Genomic DNA, 25,496 nt, shown 5'->3' with positions numbered 1-25,496 from the left:
ATTGCCGGTTTTACAATCGCCAACCAGATCCCCGCTGTAAGGCCCTGAATGTCTGATCTTTCCGCACACACCCCAATGATGCAGCAGTACTGGAAGCTGAAAAACCAGCACCCGGACCAGCTGATGTTCTACCGCATGGGCGACTTTTACGAAATCTTCTACGAAGATGCGAAAAAAGCCGCAAAACTGCTGGATATCACCCTGACAGCCCGTGGCCAGTCAGCCGGCCAGTCGATCCCCATGTGCGGAATTCCGTTCCACTCGCTGGAAGGCTACCTGGCCAAGCTGGTCAAGCTCGGCGAGTCGGTGGTGATCTGCGAGCAGATCGGTGACCCCGCCACCAGCAAGGGCCCGGTAGAGCGTCAGGTGGTGCGCATCATCACCCCGGGCACGGTCAGCGACGAAGCGTTGCTCGACGAGCGCCGCGACAACCTGATTGCCGCACTGCTGGGGGATGAGCGCCTGTTTGGCCTGGCGGTGCTGGATATCACCAGCGGCAATTTCAGCGTGCAAGAAATCAAGGGCTGGGAAAACCTGCTGGCCGAGCTTGAACGCATCAACCCTGTCGAGCTGCTGATCCCCGACGACTGGCCACGCGACCTGCCGGCCGAGAAGCGTCCGGGCGCACGCCGACGAGCCCCTTGGGACTTCGACCGCGACTCGGCACGCAAGGCTCTGTGCCAGCAGTTCGCAACCAAAGACCTCAAGGGCTTTGGTTGCGACAAGCTGACCCTGGCCATCGGCGCCGCCGGCTGCCTGCTGACCTACGCCAAGGAAACCCAACGCACCGCCCTGCCCCACCTGCGCAGCTTGCGCCATGAGCGCCTGGACGACACCGTGATCCTCGACGGGGCCAGCCGCCGCAACCTGGAGCTGGACATCAACCTGGCAGGTGGTCGCGACAATACCTTGCAGTCGGTGATCGATCGCTGCCAGACCGCAATGGCCAGCCGCCTGCTGACCCGGTGGCTGAACCGCCCGCTGCGCGACCTCAAGGTCTTGCAGGCGCGCCAGGATTCGATTCGCTGCCTGCTCGATGGCTACCGCTTCGAGAAACTGCAGCCGCAGCTCAAGGAAATTGGCGATATCGAGCGGATCCTCGCCCGTATCGGCCTGCGCAATGCCCGCCCGCGCGACCTGGCGCGCCTGCGTGATGCCCTCGGCGCCCTGCCCGAACTGCAGAACGCCATGGCTGAGCTGGAAGCCCCACACCTGGCGCGCCTGGCGGCCATCACCGGCACCTACCCGGAGCTGGCCAGCCTGCTGGAGCGGGCGATCATCGACAACCCGCCAGCAGTGATCCGCGACGGCGGCGTACTCAAGGCCGGCTATGACAACGAGCTGGACGATCTGCTGGCGATCAGCGAGAACGCCGGCCAGTTCCTGATCGACCTTGAAGCCCGCGAGAAGGCCCGCACCGGTCTTGCCAACCTGAAAGTCGGCTACAACCGCGTGCATGGCTACTTCATCGAGCTGCCGACCAAGCAAGCCGAACAGGCCCCGGGCGACTACATTCGTCGCCAGACCCTCAAAGGGGCCGAGCGTTTCATCACGCCGGAGCTCAAGGCTTTCGAGGACAAGGCGCTGTCGGCCAAGAGCCGCGCCCTGGCCCGCGAAAAAATGCTGTACGACGCGTTGCTCGAGACCCTCATCAGCCACCTTGCACCGCTGCAGGACAGCGCCGCTGCGCTGGCCGAGCTGGACGTGCTGAGCAACCTTGCCGAGCGGGCGCTCAACCTGGACCTTAACTGCCCCCGTTTCGTCGACGAACCTTGCCTGCGCATCGATCAGGGGCGTCACCCGGTGGTCGAACAGGTACTGACCACGCCGTTCGTAGCCAACGACCTGGGCCTGGACAACAGCACCCGGATGCTGATCATCACCGGCCCGAACATGGGTGGTAAATCCACCTACATGCGCCAGACCGCACTGATCGTGCTGATGGCGCACATCGGCAGTTTCGTTCCGGCGGCCAGTTGCGAACTGTCGTTGGTCGATCGCATCTTCACCCGTATCGGCTCCAGCGACGATCTGGCTGGCGGTCGTTCGACGTTCATGGTCGAGATGAGCGAAACCGCCAACATTCTGCACAACGCCACTGACCGCAGCCTGGTACTGATGGACGAAGTCGGCCGTGGCACCAGCACCTTCGACGGCTTGTCGCTGGCCTGGGCGGCTGCAGAGCGCCTGGCGCAGCTGCGTGCATACACGCTGTTCGCCACACACTACTTCGAGCTGACCGTACTGCCGGAAAGCGAACCACTGGTGGCGAACGTGCACCTGAACGCTACCGAACACAACGAGCGCATCGTGTTCCTGCACCATGTGCTGCCTGGCCCCGCCAGCCAGAGCTACGGCCTGGCCGTGGCGCAACTGGCAGGCGTGCCGTCGCCGGTCATCCAGCGGGCGCGCGAGCACCTGGGCCGGCTGGAGACCAGCAGCCTGCCCCACGAACAACCCGTGTCGAACAAAGCCAAGGGCGAGCCACAAGCACCGCACCAGAGCGACCTGTTCGCCAGCCTGCCACACCCGGCCCTCGAGAAGCTGGGCAAGCTGGAGCTGGACGACATGACCCCGCGTCAAGCTATCGAAATGCTATATCAACTAAAGAACCTGTTATAACGGCGGGCACTACAAGCTGGTAGAATCCGCCGCGGTTTGCTGGTGCTGCAGGTTATTAGCCTGGCCTGCAGCCACATGCCCGTAAACCGCGCGGCCCTGAGAGGAAGGGCCGCCGCCGTTGCCTGAGGAGAGAACTAGAAATGACCTTCGTCGTCACCGACAACTGCATCAAATGCAAATACACCGACTGCGTGGAAGTCTGTCCGGTGGACTGCTTCTACGAAGGCCCGAACTTCCTGGTCATTCACCCGGACGAGTGCATCGACTGCGCACTGTGCGAGCCTGAATGCCCGGCCCAGGCCATCTTCTCGGAAGACGAAGTGCCTGCGGGCATGGAGAACTTCCTTGAGCTCAATGCCGAGCTGGCGGAGATCTGGCCGAACATCACCGAGCGTAAGGATGCCCTGCCTGACGCCGAAGAGTGGGATGGCAAGCCTGGCAAGATCGCCGATCTGGAACGTTAATCGCCCAGATACGAAAAAGGCCCGCAACGGGCCTTTTTCATTTTCTGCGGGCAAAAAAAGGGGCGGTTTGACCCGCCCACATTTTTTCCGTAGTCCCTGCTTGTCCTAAACATCGTCCTGATGAATCGCGTCTTGCGATGTCCTTGGCGTTCTTCCTGAACGCCTGTGCATGTCCGTGTGCACAGTTCGAATACTAGCGACTTCCGCAGCGCAGGCAACCGCGAACCCTCACAAGACATTACCGGGGACACATTTCCACAAATCTGAAAAGTTCAATTATTTCAGTTAGTTGAGAAAAAACAGATCTGGAAACGACAATGATTTACTGGCCTTTACGTGTATGGCTTACACAACAAGTAAGCAAAGGCTTACACGCAGTGCATCAGGGGTAGCAAGTTACACATTGATCACCCCCAGATAATTGCCAGCCGCTCTGGCCTGCGCATAAAAAAACGCCCCGAGGTCATCAGGGCGTTTTTGCATACCGGCATGCAGTGCTTACTGGAACAGCGACTCACTGGACAGGCCATTCTTCTCCAGGATCTCACGCAGGCGCTTGAGCCCCTCTACCTGAATCTGCCGCACTCGCTCGCGGGTAAGGCCGATTTCCAGGCCTACATCCTCCAAGGTGCTGCTTTCATGCCCGCGCAGACCAAAACGGCGTACCACCACTTCGCGCTGCTTGTCGGTGAGCTCGCCCAGCCACTGGTCGATGCTCTGTGACAGGTCGTCATCCTGCAGCAGCTCGCACGGGTCGGTAGGACGATCGTCGGTGAGTGTATCGAGCAGGGTCTTGTCCGAATCTGGCCCGAGCGAAACATCCACCGACGATACCCGCTCGTTAAGACCAAGCATGCGCTTGACCTCGGCAACGGGTTTTTCCAGCAGGGTGGCGATCTCTTCAGGGGAAGGTTCGTGGTCGAGCTTTTGGGTCAACTCCCGCGCGGCACGCAGGTAGACGTTGAGCTCCTTGACCACGTGGATCGGCAGACGAATGGTGCGGGTCTGGTTCATGATCGCCCGCTCGATGGTCTGGCGGATCCACCACGTCGCATAGGTCGAGAAACGGAAACCGCGCTCCGGGTCGAACTTCTCGACTGCACGAATCAAACCCAGGTTCCCCTCCTCGATGAGATCGAGCAAGGACAGGCCGCGGTTCACGTAACGACGGGCGATTTTCACAACCAGGCGCAGGTTGCTTTCGATCATGCGCTTGCGCCCGGCTGGGTCACCCTTCTGCGACAGCCGCGCGAAGTGCACTTCCTCTTCCGGTGAAAGCAGAGGCGAGAAACCGATCTCGTTGAGGTACAACTGGGTGGCATCGAGCGCCCGGCTGTAATCGATGTATTTATGCTGCTTGAGCGTAGAGCCTGACTTGGCCCTGGTCCGAACCGACGGTACAGCAGGTTCGTCTGACACCACATCCGTTTCCAAAACGATGCCCGTCTCCATCAGGAGAACGTCATCGTCGATGTCAAACTCCGGCGCTTCTTTATTGAGAGCCATTGTTATAGTCCTTTGCTGAGTTCGAACTCAGACTCGAGCGGCGCCTGCATCCCTGGCATCGCTGGAGCCTCTCCCCTCTACTTCAGAGGAACAGGCCGGGGACAACAATCAACGCCGTGGCAGGAACTGGAGAGGATCGACGGGTTTGCCCTGGCGGCGAATCTCGAAATGCAGCTTCACCCGATCAGTGCCCGTGGACCCCATTTCAGCAATCGACTGCCCTGCCTTGACCTTCTGCCCCTCCCGAACCAACAGCCTGCGGTTGTGACCGTAGGCACTGACGTAGGTATCGCTGTGCTTGATGATGATCAGTTCGCCGTAGCCCCGCAAGCCACTCCCGGCGTAGACCACCGCACCATCAGACGCAGCAAAAACAGGCTGTCCCAAATCACCGGCGATATCAATGCCTTTATTCAAACTACCGTTTGAAGCGAATTTTCCAATCAGCACGCCATTTGCAGGCCAGGTCCAACCGCCCACCGCGCGCTCTGCGGCGGGCACCGTGGTAACGACCGGCGTAGGCGTGGTTCGCGTTGTTGGCGTCGTTTTCCCGCCGCTGGCGGGCGCCGTGATAGGTTTTCCAACGGGGCGACGAATGACCGTCGTCCTGCTCGAAGAAGAGGGGCTGGACACCACCGTGGTACTGCCGGTAGCGCCGCTACTGAAGCGGATCGCCTGGCCCGGCCGGATGGTGTACGGGGCAGCGATGCCATTGCGGGCGGCGAGCTCCTTGTAGTCCCAGCCGTAGCGAAACGCAATGGAGAACAGCGTATCGCCAGGTTTGACCACATACTGCCCGGAGGTCACGGTCGGCCGCTTGGGCGCCGCATTGCTGCGGTCGACCACGCGTGCGCCGCCCGAGCCGGTGCTGGAGCAACCCGTCAGCAGGGCGCCCATGGCCAGTGCAATCACCAGAAGCTTGAAACCCAACCAATCCTTGCGCTGCCGAATGACTGTGTGCCCCACCCGCGCTCCCCTCATGGTGCCGAAAATCGAAAATACGGAAAGAAATGCAATAATGTTGCAATTATAACCGAGCGCCACTGCATTGGCAGGCTCGGTGCACAGGCTCAGTAAAGAGCCGGGATGCCCCGCCAGATAGACAGGGCGATGCGGCAAGAATTCGTCACCACCTCAAATATTCCCAGCAGCTCAAGCCACCGGGCCATTGAGCAGCGGTACAAAGCGCACAGCGCCCAGTACACGGCGAGAGAAGCCCTGCTCCTCACGCACGATAAGCATCAACTGCTGGGCTTCACCAGCAGGGCCTACCGGGATGACCATTCGCCCACCAAGAGCCAGCTGGTCGAGCAGTGCCTGCGGCACTTCCGGCGCCACGGCGGTAACGATGATGCCGTTGTAGGGGGCCAGCGCCTGCCAGCCGTCGCACCCATCCCCCCAGCGGAACACCACGTTGCGCAGGTTCAATTCGACCAGGCGCTCCTTGGCTCGGTCCTGCAGGACCTTGATGCGCTCCACCGAGAACACCCGCTCTACCAGTTGGGCAAGGATGGCCGTCTGGTAACCGGAGCCGGTACCGATCTCCAGCACCTTGTCCAGCGGCCCTGCCTCCAGTAGCAGCTCACTCATGTGTGCGACCATGAATGGCTGGGAGATGGTCTGGTTGTGCCCGATCGGCAGCGCGGTGTCTTCGTAGGCGCGGTGGGCCAGGGCCTCATCGACGAACAGATGGCGCGGCGTACGGCGGATGGCATCGAGCACCTTGGGGTTCGATACACCCTCTTCGCACAAGCGCTGGATCAGGCGCTCGCGGGTACGCTGGGAGGTCATGCCGATACCTCGGCGCTGCAGATCGTCCTGTTCGCGCATCAGAGCACGCCCTCCAGCCAACCGTGGAGCTGCTCGAAGGCATCGTTGAAGGTGCGGTCCAGTTGCAGCGGGGTGATCGACACGTAACCTTGCATCACCGCGTGGAAGTCGGTACCCGGCCCACCGTCCTCGGCATCACCGGCCACGGCGATCCAGTAGCCTTCCTTGCCGCGCGGGTTGACCACCTTGGTCGGTGCCGCCGCCCGCGCCCGGTGACCGAGACGGGTGACCTGTATGCCACGGATGTGCTCCAGCGGCAGGTTGGGAATATTGACGTTGAGGACCGTACGCGGCGGCAGTTCCAGGCGTGACTGCGCCTCAACCAGCCGGCGGGCGATGAACGCTGCAGTCGGCAGGTTGTCGGGCAGACGCGACAGTAACGAGAATGCCAACGACGTACCGCCGAGGAAGCGCCCCTCCAGCGCGGCAGCGACCGTGCCGGAATAGATCACGTCATCCCCCAGGTTGGCACCGAGGTTGATCCCAGAGACAACCATGTCCGGTGTTTCCGGCAACAGGCCATTGAGCCCCAGGTGCACGCAATCGGTGGGCGTGCCATTGAGGCTGATGAAACCGTTGGCCAGGGTTTGCGGGTGCAACGGCCGGTCCAGCGTCAGCGAACTGCCGGCGCCGCTCTTGTCTTGATCCGGGGCGATCACCACGCACTCGGCATAATCCACCAGCGCACCGTGGAGCGCGGCGAGGCCAGGTGCCGTAACACCGTCGTCATTCGAAATCAGAATACGCATGGGCTGTCCGTCTGCCCTGCCGGCACCAGATCGACGAGTTCGCGCACCACCACGGTGGCGAAGCATCCGGCCGGAAGGACGAATTCCAGTTGCAGGATATCAGGCTCGGGATAATGCCACGTCAGGCCGCCAATAGGGAGCCGCAGGATGCGCCGTTCGTGACTCATGCCTGCATTGGCCAACCATTGGCACAGCAATGCATGCTGCTCGCCTATCGTCGTCTCCAGCGTCGCGGCCGCGCCGGCCGCAGGAGAAGGGCCTTCGCCCCACATCGGGCCGGTAGGATGCAAGTCCAGAATGGCCAGGCGAGGGTCTGAACATTCCTGTTCACCCGCCGAAAAAAAACTGCGGCTATCGGTGAATGCCAACAGGTCACCGATTTGGGCCCGCTGCCAGCTGCCGTCGGCAACGCGGGCAGCCAGTACCTGGTTGAACAGGTAGCTGCGGGCAGCCGAGAGCAGCCGCGAACGCACGTTGCGCTGCTCGGGCAGGGCCTTGCGGGCAGCCCAGTGCTGGGCATCCTGGACATTGCCGCCGCCATGCCCGAAACGCTGGCCGCCGAAGTAGTTTGGCACACCCTGCTGTTTGAGCGCCTGCAGGCGGGCATCGAGGGCAGCATGATCAGCCGCCAGCGCCGTTAGGCGCAGGGTGAAGCCATTGGCCGAATGGGCGCCGCGCTGCAGTTTGCGCTGGTGACGCACCTGCTTGAGCACACGCAGGGTGGCATCTTCGGCACGCGACAGGTCGGGGTCTGCCTTGCCAGGCAGGTGCAGGCTGAACCACTGGCGCGTCAGGGCCTGGCGGTCCTTGAGGCCGGCGTAGCTGATCGAGCGCACCGGCACACCAGCGGCTCGCGCCAGGCGGCAGGCAGCTTCCTCAGTGTTGAGGTCGCGCTTCTCAACCCACAACCATAGATGCTCGCCCTGGCCCGAAAGCGGAATGTCCAGCACCTCATCGACCTGGAAGTCTTCGGCCACAGCCTTGAGTATCGCAGTGCCCAGGGGTTGGCCCGATGCGCGCGGGCCCAGCAGTTCCAGTTCGGTCATGCTGGCAGCAGCAGGGCGACCGCGTGCACGGCGATACCCTCCTCGCGGCCGGTGAAACCGAGTTTCTCGGTGGTAGTGGCCTTGACGTTGACCTGGTCGAGTTCGACCTGCAGGTCCTCGGCGATCCGTTGGCGCATGGTTTCGATATGCGGAGCCATTTTCGGCGCCTGGGCAACGATGGTGGCGTCGACATTACCGACTTTCCAGCCTTTGGCCTGGACAATGCCGACCACATGGCGCAGCAGCACGCGGCTGTCGGCGCCCTTGAATTGCGGGTCGGTATCGGGGAAGTGCTTGCCGATGTCCCCGAGCCCCGCCGCGCCAAGCAAGGCATCGCTCAGGGCATGCAGCAGCACGTCACCGTCGGAATGGGCCAGGAGGCCGTATTTGTGGGGGATACGCACCCCACCCAGGGTAATGAAATCACCGTCGCAAAAACGGTGCACATCGTAGCCGTGGCCAATACGCATAGAAAAACGCCCTGATTGAGTCAGGGCGTGATTCTACCTTCATTTGGAGCTGCAAGCTGCAAGCTGCAAGCCACAAGCAAAAAGCAGGCGTTGTGCTGCCCGCACTTTCTTGCGGCTTGAAGCTTGCAGCGTGTAGCTGCAGCCCTACCCCCGGCCAAGTGCCACTGCGTGATGGCGCAGGTGCTCATCGATGAAGCTGGCGATGAAGTAATAGCTATGGTCATAGCCAGGTTGCAGGCGCAGGCTCAGCGCATGCCCCCCTTTGCGGGCCGCCTGCTCCAGCGCTTCAGGCTTGAGCTGCTTGGCAAGGAAGTCGTCACGGTCGCCCTGATCCACCAGCAACGGCGGGCATTCGCCCGCTGGCGTCTCGGCAAGCAGCACACTGGCATCCCACTCGCGCCAGCGCGCCCGGTCTTCACCCAGATAACGGCTGAAGGCCTTTTCACCCCAAGGGCAATCCATCGGATTGCTGATCGGCGAGAACGCCGACACAGAGCGGTAGCGCCCCGGGTTGCGCAGGGCGCAGACCAGCGCGCCGTGCCCACCCATGGAGTGGCCACTGATGCTGCGCTGATCCGAGGCCGGGAAGTGCGCTTCGATCAGCTCTGGCAGCTCCTGGACCACATAGTCGTGCATGCGGTAGTGCTTCGCCCAAGGCTGCTGGGTGGCATTGAGGTAGAAGCCGGCGCCCAGGCCGAAGTCCCAGGCGCCGTCAGGGTCGCCCGGCACCTGCTCGCCACGCGGGCTGGTATCGGGCGCGACGATGATCAGGCCAAGCTCGGCGGCCAGGCGCTGGGCGCCGGCCTTCTGCATGAAGTTCTCGTCGGTGCACGTCAGGCCGCTGAGCCAGTACAGCACTGGCAGCTTTTCGCCCTGTTCGGCCTGCGGCGGCAGGTAAACGGCGAACACCATGTCGCAACCCAGCACCTTGGAGTGATGCCGGTAGCGCTTGTGCCAGCCGCCGAAGCTTTTCTGGCAGGAGATGTTATCCAGGCTCATGGCTCACCTCAGAAGTGGATCACGCTGCGGATGCTCTTGCCTTCATGCATCAGGTCGAACGCCTTGTTGATATCTTCAAGGCCCATGGTATGCGTGATGAAGGTGTCCAGCGGAATCTCGCCCTTCTCGGACATTTCCACGTAGCTTGGCAGTTCGGTACGGCCGCGCACGCCACCGAAGGCAGAACCGCGCCAGACGCGACCGGTCACCAGCTGGAACGGGCGAGTGGCGATTTCCTGGCCGGCACCGGCGACACCGATGATCACCGACTCACCCCAACCCTTGTGGCAGCACTCCAGGGCCGCGCGCATCAGTTGCACGTTGCCGATACATTCGAACGAAAAGTCCACGCCGCCATCGGTAAGGTCGACGATCACTTCCTGGATCGGGCGATCGTAATCCTTCGGGTTGATGCAGTCGGTGGCGCCCAGTTGACGGGCGATCTCGAACTTGGCCGGGTTGATGTCGATGGCGATAATGCGCGATGCCTTGGCTTTGACTGCGCCTATGACCGCCGACAGGCCGATACCGCCCAGGCCGAAGATGGCCACTGTGTCACCCGGCTTGACCTTGGCAGTGTTGAGCACCGCACCGATACCGGTGGTCACGCCGCAACCGAGCAGGCAGACCTTTTCCAGCGGCGCTTGCTTCTGGATCTTGGCGACGGAGATTTCCGGCAGCACGGTGTACTCGGAGAACGTCGAGGTGCCCATGTAGTGGAACAGCTGCTGGCCCTTGTACGAGAAACGAGTGGTGCCGTCCGGCATCAACCCCTTGCCCTGGGTGGCACGTATGGCCTGGCACAGGTTGGTCTTGCCCGAGCGGCAGAATTTGCACTGACCACACTCAGGGGTATACAGCGGAATCACGTGATCGCCGACCGCCACGGAGGTGACGCCCTCACCTACCGCCTCGACGATCGCGCCACCTTCATGGCCCAGAATCGACGGGAAGATACCTTCCGGGTCGGCACCCGAGAGGGTATAGGCGTCAGTGTGGCAAACACCGCTGGCCACAACACGCAGCAGAACTTCGCCAGCCTTGGGCATGGCCACGTCCACTTCGACGATTTCCAGAGGTTTCTTGGCCTCGAAGGCTACAGCGGCACGGGACTTGATCATCAAAGGTCTCCAGAGAAAGGGTCAGTTCAGACATGCAGTGTAATTCAGCTTGTTTTGATGAATAATCGCGACGAAGACAAAACATTATTGCCGTACAGGGACAATCAATGAGCAGCCGCTGGGAGGGTATCGATGAATTCGTAGCCGTGGCCGAATCGGGCCAATTCACGGCCGCTGCCGAGCGCATGGGCGTATCGTCGTCGCATATAAGCCGGCAGATCGCCCGCCTTGAGGAGCGCTTGCAAACCCGCCTGCTGTATCGCAGTACGCGTCGCGTGACCCTGAGTGAGGCCGGGCAGACATTCCTGCAACATTGCCAACGCCTGCAGGATGGCCGTGAAGAAGCACTGCGTGCCATGGGCGACTTGGCCAGCGAACCCAAGGGGCTATTGCGCATGACCTGTGCTGTGGCTTATGGCGAGCGCTTCATCGTGCCGCTGGTGACGCGCTTCATGGCGCTGTATCCACAGTTGCGGGTCGAAGTGGAGTTGAGCAACCGAACGCTGGACCTGCTGCACGAAGGCATGGACCTGGCGATTCGCCTGGGGCGGCTTGCCGATTCGAGGTTGGTGGCGACGCGCCTGGCGCCACGGCGCATGTACCTGTGCGCGTCGCCCGCTTATCTGGAACGCTATGGCCGCCCGCACAGCCTGTCGGAACTGGCCCGGCACAACTGCCTGGTGGGCAGCACGGACCTGTGGGCGTTGCAACAGGACGGGCGCGAGATCAGCCAGCGGGTGCAGGGCAACTGGCGGTGCAACAGTGGCCAGGCGGTGCTGGATGCCGCTTTGCTGGGAATGGGGCTGTGCCAGTTGCCGGATTACTACGTACTGGAACACCTCAACAGCGGCGCGCTGGTGTCGCTGCTGGAGGCGCATCAGCCGCCCAATACGGCGGTGTGGGCGCTGTATCCGCAGCAGCGGCACTTGTCGCCCAAGGTTCGGCGGCTGGTGGATTATCTGAAGGAGGGGTTGGCGGGGATGCCGGAGTACCGAATGGTCTGACAGTTTAGCGGGTCCGCTTTGCGGCCCAATCGCCGGCAAGCCGGCTCCCACTGGGTTTGCGCTGAACTTGAGAGCAGCTGGGTAACCTGTGGCCGGCTTGCCGGCGATTGGGCCGCGAGACGGACCCGGCAATCTCAGCGGCGCCCTGACCAACGCTGGCGCAGCCACTCCAGGTCTTCCGGGCGGGTCACCTTGATGTTGTCGCTGCGCCCTTCGATCAGCCGCGGCGCCTGGCCGGACCATTCGATGGCCGAAGCTTCATCGGTGACCACCACATCGGACACCAGGCACTCGGCCAAGGCCCGATGCAAAGCCCCCAGGCGGAACATTTGAGGCGTAAAGGCCTGCCAGATGGTGCTGCGATCCACGGTGGCGCTGACCCGGCCATTGGCATCGGCGCGCTTTAGCGTGTCACGCGCAGGCACCGCCAGCAGCCCTCCTACAGGGTCATCAGCCAACTGCGACAACAAACGGTCAAGATCCGTGCGTGCCAAGTTTGGCCGCGCCGCATCGTGCACCAACACCCAGTCAGTGTCCGCCGCACCTTGGGCATGCAACAGCAACAAGGCATTGAGCACCGAGTCGGCGCGCTCACGCCCACCTGACGCACGCTGGATGCGGGGGTCGCTGGCGCAGCGCAAGCCAGGCCAGTAAGGATCATCCGCAGCAATGCTGACCACCACGCCCTTGAGCGCCGGATGGCCAAGAAAACAGTCGAGGCTATGCTCGAGAAGGGTCTGCCCACCCAATTGCAAATACTGCTTCGGGCGGTCGGCAGCCATGCGGGCACCAACACCCGCAGCAGGAATCACGGCCCAGAAGGCCGGTAGGGTTTCGATCATTTTTGCGGCAGCTGGAAGAGGGTTTCACCCTCTTTGACCATCCCCAATTCGTGACGAGCCCGTTCTTCAACGGTCTCCATACCTTTTTTCAATTCCAGGACCTCGGCATAGAGCACGCGGTTACGCTCCAGCAGCCGCTCGTTCTCGGCATGCTGCTCGTCGATCTGCTGCTTGAGCTCAGCCACTTGCGCCAGGCTGCCGTTACCCACCCACAGGCGGTACTGCAGGCCACCAAGCAGCAGGAGCAGGACAAGGAACAACCAATAGGGACTGCGCATCAAGGTATCCAGGTTAAAAAGACCGCCGCGAACAGGCAGACCTCAAATAGCACGAAGCCTGGCCGAGGCCAGGCTTCGTCGACAGAAACCCGCATCATGTGTCAGAAATTTCAGTAAGAAAGTTCCGACAGCTTCGGCTGCTGTCTTTTTACCATCTCTTGCTTAGCCGCGAAACTCGGCACGACCGCGGTAAACCGCTTTGGCGCCCAGTTGTTCTTCGATGCGCAGCAACTGGTTGTACTTGGAGACGCGGTCGGAACGGCACAGCGAGCCGGTCTTGATCTGGCCAGCGGCGGTACCCACAGCCAGGTCGGCAATGGTCGAGTCTTCGGTTTCACCGGAGCGATGCGAGATCACAGCGGTGTAGCCTGCGGCCTTGGCCATCTGGATGGCTTCCAGGGTTTCGGTCAGCGAGCCGATCTGGTTGAACTTGATCAGGATCGAGTTACCGATGCCCTTCTCGATGCCTTCCTTGAGGATCTTGGTGTTGGTCACGAACAGGTCGTCACCGACCAGTTGCACCTTCTCGCCGATCTTGTCGGTGAGGATCTTCCAGCCAGCCCAGTCGGACTCATCCAGACCGTCTTCGATCGAGATGATCGGGAAGCGCTCGGTGAGGCCTTTCAGGTAGTCGGCAAAGCCTTCGGCGTCGAACGACTTGCCTTCGCCGGACAGGTTGTACTTGCCGTCTTCGTAGAATTCGGAGGCCGCGCAGTCGAGGGCCAGGGTCACGTCGGTGCCCAGTTTGTAGCCGGCTTTTTCCACGGCTTCAGCGATGGCGCCCAGGGCGTCTTCGTTGGAAGCCAGGTTCGGCGCGAAGCCACCTTCGTCACCCACTGCGGTGTTCAGGCCACGGGCCTTGAGCACAGCCTTGAGGTGATGGAAGATCTCGGTGCCCATGCGCAGGCCATCGGAGAAGGTCTTGGCGCCAACCGGCTGCACCATGAACTCCTGGATGTCGACGTTGTTGTCGGCGTGCTCGCCACCGTTGATGATGTTCATCATCGGAACCGGCATCGAATACTGGCCTGGGGTGCCGTTGAGGTTGGCGATGTGCGCGTACAGCGGCAGGTCCTGGTCCTGGGCAGCAGCCTTGGCAGCAGCCAGGGAAACAGCCAGGATGGCGTTGGCGCCCAGCTTGGCCTTGTTCTCGGTACCGTCCAGTTCGATCATGGCGCGGTCCAGAGCCTTCTGGTCGGAAGGGTCCTTGCCCAGCAGCAGGTCACGGATCGGGCCGTTGATGTTGCCAACAGCTTTCAGCACGCCCTTGCCCATGTAACGGCTCTTGTCGCCATCACGCAGCTCCAGCGCTTCGCGCGAGCCGGTGGAAGCACCGGACGGCGCGCAAGCGCTGCCGATGATGCCGTTGTCGAGCAGTACATCGGCTTCCACGGTGGGGTTGCCACGCGAATCGAGAACTTCACGACCTTTGATGTCGACGATTTTTGCCATTGTTGTAAGCACTCCAGAATTGACGAAAACAACGCAGCTTTAGGAAATTCTTGCCTTGCACCAGGCGTAGATGCAGCAGGCAGGCCTGGCAGAAGCAGCCCCTGACCGGCGGGTCAGGGGCAGAACGGACGGTACTTTACCCGAGAAATGAGCTTTGCGCGGTTTATACCGTCGGAAAACTCACAAAGCCTGGGCTCAGGCCTTGTTCTTCTGCGCCAGAGCAGCCTTGACGAAGCCGCTGAACAGCGGGTGGCCATCACGCGGGGTCGAGGTGAACTCAGGGTGGAACTGGCAGGCGACGAACCACGGGTGGTCCTTGGACTCGACCACTTCAACTAGCGCACCGTCTTCGGAACGACCGGATACCACCAGGCCAGCATCGACCAGTTGCGGCAGCAGGTTGTTGTTCACTTCGTAGCGGTGGCGATGGCGCTCGGTGATCACGTCCTTGCCATAGCAGTCATGCACCTTGGAGCCGGCAGCCAGTTGGCAATCCTGCGCACCCAGGCGCATGGTGCCACCCAGGTCGGAGGCTTCGGTACGGGTCTCGACAGCGCCAGTGGCATCGGCCCACTCGGTGATCAGGCCAACGACCGGGTGGCCGCTGTTGCGATCGAACTCGGTGGAGTTGGCGTCTTTCCAGCCCATCACATTGCGGGCGAATTCGATCACGGCAACTTGCATGCCCAGGCAGATACCCAGGTATGGCACCTTGTTCTCACGGGCATACTGCACCGCGGTGATCTTGCCTTCCACGCCACGCAGGCCGAAACCGCCCGGTACCAGAATGGCGTCTGCGCCTTCGAGCAGGCTGGTGCCCTGGTTTTCGATATCTTCGGAATCGATGTAACGCAGGTTGACCTTGGTGCGGTTGGTGATGCCGGCGTGGCTCATCGCTTCGATCAGCGACTTGTACGCGTCCAGCAGCTCCATGTATTTGCCGACCATGGCGATGGTCACTTCGTGCTCAGGGTTGAGCTTAGCGTCGACTACCTTGTCCCACTCGGACAGGTCGGCGCTGCTGCACTGCAGGCCGAAGCGTTCGACGACGAAATCGTCCAGGCCCTGGGCATGCAGAATGCCCGGGATCTTGTAGATGGTGTCGGCGTCTTCAAGGGCAATCACCGCACGCTCTTCAACGTTGGTGAACTGGGCGATCTTGCGGCGCGACGAGCTGTCGATCGGGTGGTCGGAGCGGCAGACCAGCACGTCAGGCTGCAGGCCGATGGAGCGCAGTTCCTTGACCGAGTGCTGAGTCGGCTTGGTCTTGGTCTCACCAGCGGTGGCGATGTACGGCACCAGCGTCAGGTGCATCAGCATCGCGCGCTTGGCGCCGACTTCGAAGCGCAACTGGCGGATCGCCTCGAGGAACGGCTGCGACTCGATGTCGCCCACGGTACCACCGATTTCCACCAGGGCCACATCGGCATCGCCGGCACCCTTGATGATGCGACGCTTGATCTCGTCGGTGATGTGCGGGATGACCTGGATGGTCGCGCCCAGGTAATCACCACGACGCTCTTTGCGCAGCACGTGCTCGTAGATGCGGCCGGTGGTGAAGTTGTTGTTCTGGGTCATGGTCGTGCGGATGAACCGCTCGTAGTGGCCCAGGTCGAGGTCGGTCTCGGCGCCGTCGTGGGTGACGAATACTTCACCGTGCTGGAACGGACTCATGGTGCCAGGATCGACGTTGATGTACGGATCCAGCTTGAGCATGGTGACCTTTAGCCCCCGCGCTTCCAGGATGGCCGCCAGGGAAGCCGAGGCAATGCCTTTCCCCAATGAAGAAACAACACCGCCCGTGACGAATATGTAGCGCGTCATGAAAAACCCTAGAAGTCTGCGTTAAGGCGGCCAGCGCCGCCGGAGAAAGCGAAGGAAGGCCGAAGCCCCCGATCACCTGCGTCAATCACAGTGCATCTCGAAAAACTGCCGCGTCTGTACAGACCAGGGTTATCCCCGGCATGGAGCTCGCTCGTCATTTCCAGAATCAGCCCAGCAAAAAACTGCGTGGTAATCGGCAACTGCCGTGTTTCCGAGGAACGCACAGAAGTTGTATCAAGAAGGGAGGGTAGTCTACCGGAATGTACCCTTCAGCTCAAACCTTGCGCGTTCGTCGGAGGCTGCCAGTGGAGCTGGCAATCGGCCTGCGCCAATCGCGGCAGATTGGCCACTGCCAGCAAGCGCTCGCCACGATACAGCAGCGGTAGGCGCGGTCGCACGAAGTGCGGGACTTGCAACTCGTTGAGCAGGCGTTTGAGGTCGCGCTTGCCACGGCCTGGTATGTCCAGCACTTCCCCGCCCTTGCGGTAGGCGATGCGCAAATCGCCTACCGGGGCGCCCTGCTGGCTGACGCTGCCATTCCCGGGCAATGGCAACGGGCTACCGGGCGTCTCCCAGCGCAGCGTCCCGCCGACAGGCTGCAGCCAGTCACCACACAACCACCAGATCCGCCCGTGGCTGCGCTCAAGCTTGCCGTCGGTCAGCTGCCAGGCAGGTTGGGAATCGACTGCCGCATCTCGCAGTGCCGTCCAACCGGCCCAATGACGGGTGTCGGGCAGACGGGTGCGCAGGCTCAACCAATATTGCAGGGCATTGCGCTGGCGGGCTGGCGACAGCGCCACCAGGCTCGCGAGGTCAAGGGAGTCCAACCCTGACCAAATCGCAGGCGCCCCCTTCCGGGCTACGGCCAGGTCAGCCTGAGCCAGCTCATCGAGCAGACCGAGCGCCTCCCCCAGATGATCGGCACCACGAGCCAGGGCCTGGCTGGCCTTCGGCCAACGCTTCTGCAATAGCGGGAACACTTCTGCGCGCAAAAAATTGCGGGCAAATGCCGTATCTGCGTTGGACGGATCTTCGGCCCAGATCAGCCCATGGGTTTGAGCATATTCATGCAACTGCGCGCGAGACACGTTAAGCAGCGGCCTGACCACGTGGCCGCGACCCAACGGACGCTGCTGCGGCATCGCGGCCAGGCCACGCAGGCCGGCACCGCGCAGAAGCCGGAACAGCAAGGTTTCGGCCTGGTCATCACAGTGCTGCCCCGTAAAAAGGACGTCGCCCGCGCCAAGAACGGTCTCGAATGCCGCATACCGAGCATCGCGCGCAGCCTGCTCCAGGCTCGCCCCGGCAGGGACCTGAACGTGGATGACGGTGAGTTCGATGCCCAGCCGCTCACACACCGCGGTGCAATGGCCTGGCCAGGCATCGGCGGCAGGTTGCAGGCCGTGGTGGATGTGGATGGCATGGAGCGGCGGCGTTGCGTGGATGCGGGCGTAGTCGGCCAGCCAGTGCAGGAGGACGGTGGAGTCGAGGCCACCGGAGAAGGCGATGTACCAGGCAGGGGCATTGAGCCAAGGGGTGAGGTTGATCATTGGAGCCTCACGCGGCTTGAAAGCGTTGGGGGCGCTTTGCGCCCCCAGCGGTGCATCAGAGACCGTAGCTCATCAAGCGCTCATAACGACGGGCCAGCAGCGTGTCGTTGTCGAGCTTGCCGAGCATGTCCAGCTGCTGAACCAGGTCAGCGCGAATGCTTTCGGACATCTGCGCCGGGTCACGATGGGCGCCGCCCAGCGGTTCCTGGATGACCTTGTCGACGATGTTCAGGCTTTTCAGGCGCTCGGCGGTGATGCCCATGGCCTCGGCAGCGTCCGCGGCCTTGTCTGCGGTCTTCCACAGGATCGAGGCGCAACCTTCCGGCGAGATCACCGAGTAAGTGGAGTATTGCAGCATGTTCAGCTGGTCACACACACCGATGGCCAGTGCACCGCCGGAACCACCTTCACCGATGACGGTGGCGATGATCGGGGTCTTCAGGCGTGCCATGACACGCAGGTTCCAGGCGATCGCCTCGCTCTGGTTGCGTTCTTCTGCGTCGATGCCTGGGTATGCACCCGGGGTGTCGATGAAGGTCAGGATAGGCATCTTGAAGCGCTCGGCCATTTCCATCAGGCGGCAAGCCTTGCGGTAGCCTTCAGGGCGCGGCATGCCGAAGTTGCGGCGAACCTTTTCGCGCACTTCACGGCCCTTCTGGTGGCCGATGACCATGACCGGCTTGCCATCCAGGCGCGCGGTACCACCGACGATGGCAGCATCATCTGAGAAGTGACGGTCGCCGTGCAGCTCTTCGAACTCGGTGAAGATGTGCTCCAGGTAGTCCAGGGTGTAAGGACGACGCGGGTGACGGGCCAGGCGGGCGATCTGCCAGCTGGTCAGGTTGCCGAAGATGCTTTCGGTCAGAGTGTTGCTCTTGTCTTGCAGACGGGCAATTTCATCGCTGATGTTCAGCGAGTTGTCGTTACCCACCAAACGCAGCCCTTCGATCTTGGCTTGCAGGTCGGCAATCGGCTGTTCGAAATCGAGAAAATTCGGGTTCATAGTCATCCGTCTTGGGTCTACGGCCAGGCGGCCGGCCGGTTGATCCGTTTGGCGCCCTACCTTAAGGGATCAGGCGCATTCAGGTCGAGATTAAATTTCGTCGGTTCAACGATATTGCAGGAAGACGTTCTCACGCCCGAACTGGTCACGCAGCGCCTGAATCAAGCCATCGGCCGGGTCGATCGACCATTGGTCGCCGAACTGCAGCATCGCCTTGGCGTCGCTGCCGGTGTATTCGAGGGTGATCGGGCAACCACCGCGATGGCGGGTGATCAGCTCGCCCAGCCAGTTCAGGCGGTCGCCCTTGAGGGCATCGTGGGTGATCTTCAGGCGCAGGCTCTCGGCCAGCTTGGTACGGGCATCTTCCATGGTCATCACCTGCTTGACGCGCAGGCGCAGGCCACCGGAGAAGTCGTCATTGCTGACCTCACCTTCAACCACGACCATGGCATCGTTCTGCAACAACGCCTGAGCCCCCATGAAGGCATCGGCGAACAGCGACGCTTCGATGCGCCCGGAGCGGTCATCAAGGGTGACAAAGCCCATCTTGTCGCCCTTCTTGTTCTTCATCACGCGCATGGCAATGATCATGCCGGCGATAGTCTGCGTCTCGCGGGAGGGCTTCAGATCGATGATGCGCTGGCGGGCGAAACGGCGGATCTCCCCTTCATATTCATCGATCGGGTGGCCGGTGAGGTATACGCCAAGGGTATCCTTCTCGCCCTTCAGGCGCTCCTTGAGCGTCAGTTCACGCACCTTGCGGTGGTTGGCATAGACATCGGAGTCCTCCTCGACGAACAGCCCGCCGAACAGGTCGACGTGACCGCTGTCTGCGGTGCGAGCGGTCTGCTCAGCGGCCTTGATCGCCTCTTCGAGGGCAGACAGCAAGGTCGCGCGATTGATGTCGATACTGGCGTGGTAGGCCTTGATCTCATCATGAAAGTGCGGGCCCAGCCGGTCCAGTGCGCCACTGCGGATCAGCGCATCGAGTGTGCGTTTGTTCACCCGCTTGAGGTCGACCCGCTCACAGAAGTCGAAAAGATCCTTGAATGGGCCACCCTGGTCGCGTGCCTCGACAATGGCCTCCACCGGGCCTTCACCCACGCCTTTGATGGCCCCCAGGCCATAGATGATGCGGCCGTCGTCATTGACCGTGAACTTGAACTCCGAGGCATTCACGTCGGGCGCATCGAGGCGCAGCTTCATGCTGCGCACTTCTTCGATCAGCACCACCACCTTGTCGGTGTTGTGCATGTCCGCCGACAGGACCGCGGCCATGAACGGCGCCGGATAATGAGTCTTGAGCCAGGCGGTCTGGTAAGACACCAGACCGTAGGCCGCCGAGTGGGACTTGTTGAAGCCGTAACCGGCAAACTTTTCCACCAGGTCGAAGATGTTGCCGGCGAGGTCTGCATCGATGTTGTTGGCGACGCAACCTTCGATGAAGCCACCGCGCTGCTTGGCCATTTCCTCAGGCTTTTTCTTACCCATGGCGCGGCGCAGCATGTCGGCGCCGCCGAGGGTGTACCCCGCCATGACCTGGGCAATCTGCATCACCTGTTCCTGATACAGGATGATGCCGTAGGTCGGCGCAAGAACGGGCTTGAGGCCTTCGTACTGGTAATCCGAGTGCGGGTAGGCGAGTTCGGCGCGGCCGTGCTTGCGGTTGATGAAGTCGTCCACCATGCCCGATTGCAGGGGGCCTGGGCGGAACAATGCCACCAGTGCGATAAGATCTTCCAGGCAGTCGGGCTTGAGCTTTTTGATCAGCTCCTTCATGCCGCGCGATTCGAGCTGGAATACCGCCGTGGTTTCGGCCTTCTGCAGCAACTCGTAGGTCTTGCGATCGTCCAGCGGGATGAAGTCGATGTTGACGTCGGGCAGGTTGTTCTTGGCCTGCTCGCGGTTGATCGTCTCCATCGCCCACTTGATGATGGTCAGGGTACGCAGGCCAAGGAAGTCGAACTTGACCAGACCGGCGGCCTCGACATCGTCCTTGTCGAACTGGGTCACCAGGCCGCCGCCCTCTTCATCACAGGCGATCGGCGAGAAATCGGTGAGCTTGGTCGGGGCGATTACCACACCACCGGCGTGCTTGCCGGTACCCCGGGTGACACCTTCGAGCTTGAGCGCCATCTCCCAGATTTCGCGGGCGTCTTCGTCGCCCTTGAGGAAGTCGCGCAGGATTTCTTCCTGCTCATACGCCTTCTCCAGGGTCATGCCCACTTCGAACGGGATCATCTTCGACAAACGGTCGGCCAGGCCATAGGACTTGCCCTGCACCCGCGCCACGTCGCGTACCACCGCCTTGGCGGCCATGGTACCGAAGGTGATGATCTGGCTGACCGCATTGCGCCCGTAGGCGTCGGCCACGTAGTCGATCACCCGGTCGCGGCCATCCATGCAGAAGTCGACGTCGAAGTCGGGCATGGAAACACGTTCGGGGTTGAGGAAACGTTCGAACAGCAGGTCGTAGGCCAGAGGATCGAGGTCGGTGATCTTCAGTACGTAGGCCACCAGCGAGCCGGCACCCGAACCACGGCCCGGGCCTACCGGCACGCCGTTGTTCTTGGCCCACTTGATGAAGTCCATCACGATCAGGAAGTAACCCGGGAAACCCATCTGGATGATGATGTCCAGTTCGAACTTCAGGCGGTCCAGGTAGAGCTGGCGCTTCTCTTCGTAATTGGGCGTGGTCTCCTTGGGCCAGAGCACCGCCAGGCGCTCCTCCAGGCCTTCGTGCGAAACATGGCGCAAGTAGTCGTCGATGCCCATGCCATTGGGCGTCGGGAAGTCGGGCAGGAAGTACTTGCCCAGCTGGACCTGGATGTTGCAGCGTTTGGCGATTTCGACGGTGTTGGCAATCGCGTCGGGCAGGTCACTGAACAGCTCGGCCATTTCATCCGCGCTTTTGAGGTACTGCTGGTCGCTGTACATGCGCGGGCGACGCGGGTCGTCCAGGGTCCAGCCTTCACCGATGCACACGCGGCTTTCGTGGGCGTCGAAGTCCGACTGCTTGATAAAACGCACATCATTGGTGGCCACCAGCGGCGCGCCGACCTTGTCGGCCAGCGCCACGGCAGCGTGCACGTATTCTTCATCACCGGCACGATTGGTACGCTGCACCTCGACGTAAAAACGTTCGGGGAACATGCCCATCCAGTCGTGCAGCAGCGCCTCGGCCTCAGTGGTACGGCCGGCCATCAGGGCCATACCGATATCGCCCTCTTTGCCGGCGGACAGGGCAATCAGACCTTCGCTGGCCGGGGCGATCCACTCACGCTGCAGAATGACCAGGCCATTGCGCTGGCCGTCAGTCCAGCCTCGGGAGATCAGCTCGGTAAGGTTGCGGTAACCCTTGGGGTTCATCGCCAGGAAGCAGATGCGCGACAGCGGCGCTTCAGGGTCGGCACCGGCCAGCCACAGGTCAGCACCGCAGATCGGCTTGATGCCCGCGCCCATGGCGGCCTTGTAGAACTTCACCAACGCGCACATGTTGCTCTGGTCGGTGATCGCCACCGCGGGCATGTTCATCCCGGCCAGCGCCTTGGCCAGCGGTTTGATCCGCACCAGACCGTCGACCAGCGAAAATTCGGAGTGGACGCGCAGGTGAACGAAGGGAACCGACATGGAAGATCCTGTAGCAGTGCTGAACGACAAGGGCGGGATTGTAGCGTAAAAGCGAGGGGGTTTTGGGGACGCAAGACGCCCCCAACAGGCTAGATCAGAGAATCGGTAATGCCTTCGCGGGCTTCCCAAGCGGCCCGTACCGGCGCAAAGGAGCGCCGATGAATGGGCGTGGGCCCTAGCCGGGCCAAGGCTTGCAGGTGTACCGGCGTCGGATACCCCTTGTGCCCGCCAATCCCATAGCCCGGATAGATCAGCTCGAATGCGCTCATCTCGCGATCGCGGGTCACTTTGGCCAGGATCGACGCTGCAGCGATGGCCGGCACCTGGCTATCACCCTTGATAACCGGCGCAGCCGGCACCGACAGTTTGGGGCAGCGGTTACCGTCGATCAGTGCGAGCCTGGGTGTGACACTCAAGCCCTCCACTGCACGCTGCATGGCCAGCATGGTGGCCTGAAGAATGTTCAGCCGATCGATTTCCTCGACCTCGGCGCGCGCGATGCAAAAGCTCAGGGCTTTGGCACAGATCTCGTCGAACAGCGCTTCGCGCTTGGCTTCGGTGAGTTTCTTCGAGTCGTTGAGGCCGAGGATCGGCCGCGCCGGGTCAAGAATCACCGCCGCTGTGACGACCGCCCCGCACAGCGGGCCGCGCCCGACTTCGTCGACCCCGGCAACCAGGTCCTCGACCAGGTTGAAATCCAGTCCTATCTGCATGTCAGCGGTCCTTGAGCAAGGCCAGCACCGCGTCGGCTGCCTGGTTGGAGGCGTCGCGGCGCAGGGTGCGGTGAATCTCGTCGAAGCGCTCGGTCTGCTGGCTGCCATCGGCCACCAGGGGGGCCAGGGTTTGCGCCAGGGCCTCGCTGGTGGCGGCATCCTGCAGCAACTCTGGCACCAACTCGCGCTGGGCGAGCAAGTTGGGCAACGACACGTAGGGGCTTTTCACCAGACGCTTGAGAATCCAGTAGGTCAGTGGCGCGAGGCGATAGGCAACGACCATGGGGCGCTTGTACAGCATGGCCTCCAGGGTGGCGGTACCCGACGCGATCAGCACCGCATCACAGGCTGCCAGGGCCTGATGCGACTGGCCATCGAGCAGCGTCAGCGGCAAGTCGCGACCTTCAAGCATCTGTTCGAGCTGTGCACGCCGTGCCCCATTGGCGCATGGCACTACAAAGTGCACGCCGGGTATCAGCTCGCCCAAGCGCTGCGCCGCATCCAGGAACAACGCCCCCAGGCGCCCGACTTCCCCGCCACGGCTGCCAGGCATCAGGGCAACCACCGGCCCTGCACCCAGCCCCAGCGCCGTGCGCGCAGCCTGCCGATCCGCAGCCAACGGTATGGTATCGGCCAACGGATGGCCGACGAACCTAACCGGCACGCCCTGCTCTTCATAGAAGCGCGCTTCGAATGGCAGCAGCGTCAGCATCAGATCGCAACCTTCACGAATCTTCAGCACACGCTTCTGCCGCCATGCCCAGACCGAAGGGCTGACGTAGTGCACGGTCTTGATACCGGCCTGGCGTAGCTTCAGTTCGATATTGAGGGTGAAGTCAGGTGCATCGATGCCAATGAACACATCGGGCTTTTCGGCAATCAGGGTCTGGATCAGTACCTTGCGCCGCTTGAGCAGCTCGCGCAGGCGCCCCAGCACTTCTACCAGGCCCATGACCGCCAGACGTTCCATGGGGAAATACGACTGCATGCCCTCGGCTTCCATCAGCGGGCCGCCGACGCCGATGAAACGCACCAGGGGATGGCGCGCCTTCAAGGCGCGCATCAGACCGGAACCGAGAATATCGCCGCTGGCCTCACCCGCAACCAGGGCTACGCAAAGTTGCGCCATGTCAGCGGGTAATGCCGCGGGCAGAATTCACGATCGACTGACGGAACAAGTCGACCTCTGGGTGTTTGCCTGCCAGCTCATCCAGTTCCTTGACCGCTTCTTCAACGGTCAGGCCCTGGCGGTAGACGATCTTGTAGGAACGACGCAGGGCATGGATGACCTCGTCGCTGAACCCGCGACGGCGCATGCCTTCGAAATTCATGCTGCGGGCTTCGGCGGGGCTGCCGAATACCGTGACGAAAGCCGGAACGTCCTTGCCGATCGCCGTGCCCATGCCGGAGAAGGCATGCGCGCCGATGTGGCAGTACTGGTGCACCAGAGTGAAACCGGACAGGATCGCCCAGTCACCCACATGCACATGCCCGGCCAGCGCAGTGTTGTTGACCAGGATGCAATGGTTGCCGATCACACTGTCATGGCCGATGTGGGCATAGGCCATGATCAGGTTGTGGTCACCCAGCGTGGTTTCAGCGCGATCCTGAACCGTGCCACGGTGAATGGTCACACCCTCGCGAATCACGTTGTGATCACCGATCACCAGGCGCGTTGGCTCCCCTTTGTACTTCAGGTCCGGGGTGTCTTCGCCGATCGAGGAAAACTGGTAGATGCGATTGTGCTTGCCGATCCGGGTCGGCCCCTTGAGCACCACGTGAGGACCAATGACGGTACCCTCCCCGATTTCGACATCAGGGCCAACGATCGACCACGGGCCGACCTCGACACCATCGGCCAATTTGGCCGACGGATCGATGATCGCCCGCGGATCAATCGAATTCATAGCTCACGTTCCGCACAGGTGATCTCAGCCGAGCACACTGGCTTGCCATCGACCAGTGCCCGGCACTCGAACTTCCAGATGGTCTTCTTACGGCCGATGAACTTGGCCTCCAGCACCAGCTGGTCGCCCGGCAGGACGGGCTGACGGAAACGCAGCTTGTCGGAACCGACGAAGTAATAGAGCGTGCCGTCGGCCGGCTTGGCGTCGAGCATCTTGAAACCGAGAATGCCTGCAGCCTGTGCCATGGCCTCGATGATCAGCACGCCTGGCATTACCGGGTGTTCCGGGAAATGCCCGTTGAAGAACGGCTCGTTGATGCTGACATTCTTGTAGGCACGAATGCTCTGGGCCTCGAAGTCCAGATCCGTTACACGATCCACCAACAGGAACGGGTAACGGTGAGGCAGGTATTCGCGAATCTCGTTGATGTCCATCATTTCGGGGGGAAGCCTGTAATAAGAATAGGGAGCGCAGGTGCTGACCACA

The 25,496-nt window shown here is 61.8% G+C and carries 22 protein-coding genes; 3 read left to right on the top strand and 19 right to left on the bottom strand.

Features of this window, described 5'->3' with window-relative positions; translation table 11 throughout:
* Positions 1-48: 48 nt before the first annotated feature.
* A complete protein-coding gene (gene mutS / locus ACMGGN_RS02735; RefSeq protein ID WP_237860060.1) occupies positions 49-2,622 on the top strand; it encodes a DNA mismatch repair protein MutS in 2,574 nt (857 codons plus the stop codon).
* A 140-nt stretch (positions 2,623-2,762) separates the two neighbouring features.
* Positions 2,763-3,086 (top strand): ferredoxin FdxA, encoded by a 324-nt coding sequence (gene fdxA / locus ACMGGN_RS02730; protein ID WP_012315871.1) that lies wholly within the window; start codon positions 2,763-2,765, stop codon positions 3,084-3,086.
* 498 nt (positions 3,087-3,584) lie between these two features.
* Here the strand turns inward: fdxA and rpoS are convergent, their stop codons facing one another.
* The 8 genes from rpoS to ACMGGN_RS02690 all read right to left on the bottom strand — a co-directional run bounded on the left by rpoS (position 3,585) and on the right by ACMGGN_RS02690 (position 10,807).
* Positions 3,585-4,592, bottom strand: a complete 1,008-nt coding sequence (rpoS, locus tag ACMGGN_RS02725) for an RNA polymerase sigma factor RpoS (protein ID WP_012315872.1) — start codon at positions 4,590-4,592, stop codon at positions 3,585-3,587.
* A gap of 108 nt (positions 4,593-4,700) precedes the next feature.
* On the bottom strand, positions 4,701-5,558 hold the full coding sequence (locus ACMGGN_RS02720; RefSeq protein ID WP_046788323.1) for a peptidoglycan DD-metalloendopeptidase family protein: 858 nt from the start codon (positions 5,556-5,558) through the stop codon (positions 4,701-4,703).
* Between the two features lie 186 nt (positions 5,559-5,744).
* Entirely contained in the window at positions 5,745-6,383 is a 639-nt protein-coding gene (locus tag ACMGGN_RS02715) for a protein-L-isoaspartate(D-aspartate) O-methyltransferase (RefSeq protein WP_182445319.1), read from the bottom strand.
* A 38-nt stretch (positions 6,384-6,421) separates the two neighbouring features.
* The gene (gene surE, locus ACMGGN_RS02710) at positions 6,422-7,171 is read right to left on the bottom strand and encodes a 5'/3'-nucleotidase SurE (RefSeq protein WP_039601868.1); all 750 of its coding nucleotides are present in this window, start codon (positions 7,169-7,171) and stop codon (positions 6,422-6,424) included.
* Positions 7,159-8,217, bottom strand: a complete 1,059-nt coding sequence (gene truD, locus ACMGGN_RS02705; RefSeq protein WP_414156445.1) for a tRNA pseudouridine(13) synthase TruD — start codon at positions 8,215-8,217, stop codon at positions 7,159-7,161. The genes surE and truD overlap by 13 nt, the downstream gene beginning before the upstream one ends.
* Positions 8,214-8,687 (bottom strand): 2-C-methyl-D-erythritol 2,4-cyclodiphosphate synthase, encoded by a 474-nt coding sequence (gene ispF / locus ACMGGN_RS02700; protein WP_046788321.1) that lies wholly within the window; start codon positions 8,685-8,687, stop codon positions 8,214-8,216. The genes truD and ispF overlap by 4 nt, the downstream gene beginning before the upstream one ends.
* 144 nt (positions 8,688-8,831) lie before the next feature.
* Positions 8,832-9,686 carry an S-formylglutathione hydrolase gene (gene fghA / locus ACMGGN_RS02695; protein ID WP_115274045.1) on the bottom strand — a complete coding sequence of 285 codons (855 nt, stop codon included), beginning with the start codon at positions 9,684-9,686 and terminating at the stop codon, positions 8,832-8,834.
* Between the two features lie 8 nt (positions 9,687-9,694).
* Positions 9,695-10,807, bottom strand: coding sequence for an S-(hydroxymethyl)glutathione dehydrogenase/class III alcohol dehydrogenase (locus ACMGGN_RS02690; protein ID WP_046788319.1), 1,113 nt, complete (start codon positions 10,805-10,807; stop codon positions 9,695-9,697).
* A gap of 107 nt (positions 10,808-10,914) precedes the next feature.
* Between ACMGGN_RS02690 and ACMGGN_RS02685 the strand changes: the two genes are divergently transcribed.
* Entirely contained in the window at positions 10,915-11,811 is an 897-nt protein-coding gene (locus ACMGGN_RS02685; protein WP_115274044.1) for a LysR substrate-binding domain-containing protein, read from the top strand.
* Between the two features lie 134 nt (positions 11,812-11,945).
* Here ACMGGN_RS02685 and ispD read toward each other — a convergent pair whose 3' ends face one another.
* The 11 genes from ispD to fabZ form a co-directional block, all read right to left on the bottom strand.
* A complete protein-coding gene (ispD, locus tag ACMGGN_RS02680; RefSeq protein ID WP_115274043.1) occupies positions 11,946-12,653 on the bottom strand; it encodes a 2-C-methyl-D-erythritol 4-phosphate cytidylyltransferase in 708 nt (235 codons plus the stop codon).
* Positions 12,650-12,931 (bottom strand): cell division protein FtsB, encoded by a 282-nt coding sequence (ftsB, locus tag ACMGGN_RS02675; RefSeq protein WP_012315882.1) that lies wholly within the window; start codon positions 12,929-12,931, stop codon positions 12,650-12,652. The genes ispD and ftsB overlap by 4 nt, the downstream gene beginning before the upstream one ends.
* 162 nt (positions 12,932-13,093) lie before the next feature.
* Positions 13,094-14,383, bottom strand: a complete 1,290-nt coding sequence (gene eno / locus ACMGGN_RS02670) for a phosphopyruvate hydratase (RefSeq protein WP_012315883.1) — start codon at positions 14,381-14,383, stop codon at positions 13,094-13,096.
* Between the two features lie 195 nt (positions 14,384-14,578).
* Positions 14,579-16,207 (bottom strand): CTP synthase, encoded by a 1,629-nt coding sequence (locus tag ACMGGN_RS02665; RefSeq protein ID WP_115274042.1) that lies wholly within the window; start codon positions 16,205-16,207, stop codon positions 14,579-14,581.
* A gap of 269 nt (positions 16,208-16,476) precedes the next feature.
* Positions 16,477-17,757 (bottom strand): tRNA lysidine(34) synthetase TilS, encoded by a 1,281-nt coding sequence (tilS, locus tag ACMGGN_RS02660; protein WP_237860063.1) that lies wholly within the window; start codon positions 17,755-17,757, stop codon positions 16,477-16,479.
* A 55-nt stretch (positions 17,758-17,812) separates the two neighbouring features.
* Positions 17,813-18,760 carry an acetyl-CoA carboxylase carboxyl transferase subunit alpha gene (gene accA, locus ACMGGN_RS02655; RefSeq protein WP_042111686.1) on the bottom strand — a complete coding sequence of 316 codons (948 nt, stop codon included), beginning with the start codon at positions 18,758-18,760 and terminating at the stop codon, positions 17,813-17,815.
* Between the two features lie 105 nt (positions 18,761-18,865).
* Positions 18,866-22,390, bottom strand: a complete 3,525-nt coding sequence (gene dnaE, locus ACMGGN_RS02650) for a DNA polymerase III subunit alpha (RefSeq protein ID WP_174142342.1) — start codon at positions 22,388-22,390, stop codon at positions 18,866-18,868.
* Between the two features lie 89 nt (positions 22,391-22,479).
* On the bottom strand, positions 22,480-23,103 hold the full coding sequence (rnhB, locus tag ACMGGN_RS02645) for a ribonuclease HII (RefSeq protein ID WP_046788313.1): 624 nt from the start codon (positions 23,101-23,103) through the stop codon (positions 22,480-22,482).
* Position 23,104: 1 nt separating this feature from the next.
* Complete coding sequence (gene lpxB, locus ACMGGN_RS02640; protein WP_414156444.1) at positions 23,105-24,232, bottom strand: lipid-A-disaccharide synthase; 1,128 nt, start codon at positions 24,230-24,232, stop codon at positions 23,105-23,107.
* 1 nt (position 24,233) lies between these two features.
* Entirely contained in the window at positions 24,234-25,010 is a 777-nt protein-coding gene (gene lpxA / locus ACMGGN_RS02635; RefSeq protein WP_012315890.1) for an acyl-ACP--UDP-N-acetylglucosamine O-acyltransferase, read from the bottom strand.
* On the bottom strand, positions 25,007-25,447 hold the full coding sequence (fabZ, locus tag ACMGGN_RS02630) for a 3-hydroxyacyl-ACP dehydratase FabZ (protein WP_012315891.1): 441 nt from the start codon (positions 25,445-25,447) through the stop codon (positions 25,007-25,009). Before fabZ ends, lpxA begins: the two co-directional genes overlap by 4 nt.
* Between the last annotated feature and the right edge of the window lie 49 nt (positions 25,448-25,496).

This window comes from Pseudomonas sp. BNK-30, assembly GCF_047456185.1.
GTDB lineage: Bacteria > Pseudomonadota > Gammaproteobacteria > Pseudomonadales > Pseudomonadaceae > Aquipseudomonas > Aquipseudomonas putida_E.
The sequence above is the reverse complement of the archived record's forward strand: the minus strand, read 5'-3'. Positions and strand labels throughout refer to the sequence as shown.

What these genes read in the sequence shown, in the direction of transcription:
- mutS (WP_237860060.1), top strand. Translation starts at nt 49, where the DNA reads ATGTCTGATCTTTCCGCACACACCCCAATGATGCAGCAGTACTGGAAG.
- fdxA (WP_012315871.1), top strand. Translation starts at nt 2,763, where the DNA reads ATGACCTTCGTCGTCACCGACAACTGCATCAAATGCAAATACACCGAC.
- rpoS (WP_012315872.1), bottom strand. Translation starts at nt 4,592, where the DNA reads ATGGCTCTCAATAAAGAAGCGCCGGAGTTTGACATCGACGATGACGTT.
- ACMGGN_RS02715 (WP_182445319.1), bottom strand. Translation starts at nt 6,383, where the DNA reads ATGACCTCCCAGCGTACCCGCGAGCGCCTGATCCAGCGCTTGTGCGAA.
- surE (WP_039601868.1), bottom strand. Translation starts at nt 7,171, where the DNA reads ATGCGTATTCTGATTTCGAATGACGACGGTGTTACGGCACCTGGCCTC.
- truD (WP_414156445.1), bottom strand. Translation starts at nt 8,217, where the DNA reads ATGACCGAACTGGAACTGCTGGGCCCGCGCGCATCGGGCCAACCCCTG.
- ispF (WP_046788321.1), bottom strand. Translation starts at nt 8,687, where the DNA reads ATGCGTATTGGCCACGGCTACGATGTGCACCGTTTTTGCGACGGTGAT.
- fghA (WP_115274045.1), bottom strand. Translation starts at nt 9,686, where the DNA reads ATGAGCCTGGATAACATCTCCTGCCAGAAAAGCTTCGGCGGCTGGCAC.
- ACMGGN_RS02690 (WP_046788319.1), bottom strand. Translation starts at nt 10,807, where the DNA reads ATGATCAAGTCCCGTGCCGCTGTAGCCTTCGAGGCCAAGAAACCTCTG.
- ACMGGN_RS02685 (WP_115274044.1), top strand. Translation starts at nt 10,915, where the DNA reads ATGAGCAGCCGCTGGGAGGGTATCGATGAATTCGTAGCCGTGGCCGAA.
- ispD (WP_115274043.1), bottom strand. Translation starts at nt 12,653, where the DNA reads ATGATCGAAACCCTACCGGCCTTCTGGGCCGTGATTCCTGCTGCGGGT.
- ftsB (WP_012315882.1), bottom strand. Translation starts at nt 12,931, where the DNA reads ATGCGCAGTCCCTATTGGTTGTTCCTTGTCCTGCTCCTGCTGCTTGGT.
- eno (WP_012315883.1), bottom strand. Translation starts at nt 14,383, where the DNA reads ATGGCAAAAATCGTCGACATCAAAGGTCGTGAAGTTCTCGATTCGCGT.
- ACMGGN_RS02665 (WP_115274042.1), bottom strand. Translation starts at nt 16,207, where the DNA reads ATGACGCGCTACATATTCGTCACGGGCGGTGTTGTTTCTTCATTGGGG.
- tilS (WP_237860063.1), bottom strand. Translation starts at nt 17,757, where the DNA reads ATGATCAACCTCACCCCTTGGCTCAATGCCCCTGCCTGGTACATCGCC.
- accA (WP_042111686.1), bottom strand. Translation starts at nt 18,760, where the DNA reads ATGAACCCGAATTTTCTCGATTTCGAACAGCCGATTGCCGACCTGCAA.
- dnaE (WP_174142342.1), bottom strand. Translation starts at nt 22,390, where the DNA reads ATGTCGGTTCCCTTCGTTCACCTGCGCGTCCACTCCGAATTTTCGCTG.
- rnhB (WP_046788313.1), bottom strand. Translation starts at nt 23,103, where the DNA reads ATGCAGATAGGACTGGATTTCAACCTGGTCGAGGACCTGGTTGCCGGG.
- lpxB (WP_414156444.1), bottom strand. Translation starts at nt 24,232, where the DNA reads ATGGCGCAACTTTGCGTAGCCCTGGTTGCGGGTGAGGCCAGCGGCGAT.
- lpxA (WP_012315890.1), bottom strand. Translation starts at nt 25,010, where the DNA reads ATGAATTCGATTGATCCGCGGGCGATCATCGATCCGTCGGCCAAATTG.
- fabZ (WP_012315891.1), bottom strand. Translation starts at nt 25,447, where the DNA reads ATGATGGACATCAACGAGATTCGCGAATACCTGCCTCACCGTTACCCG.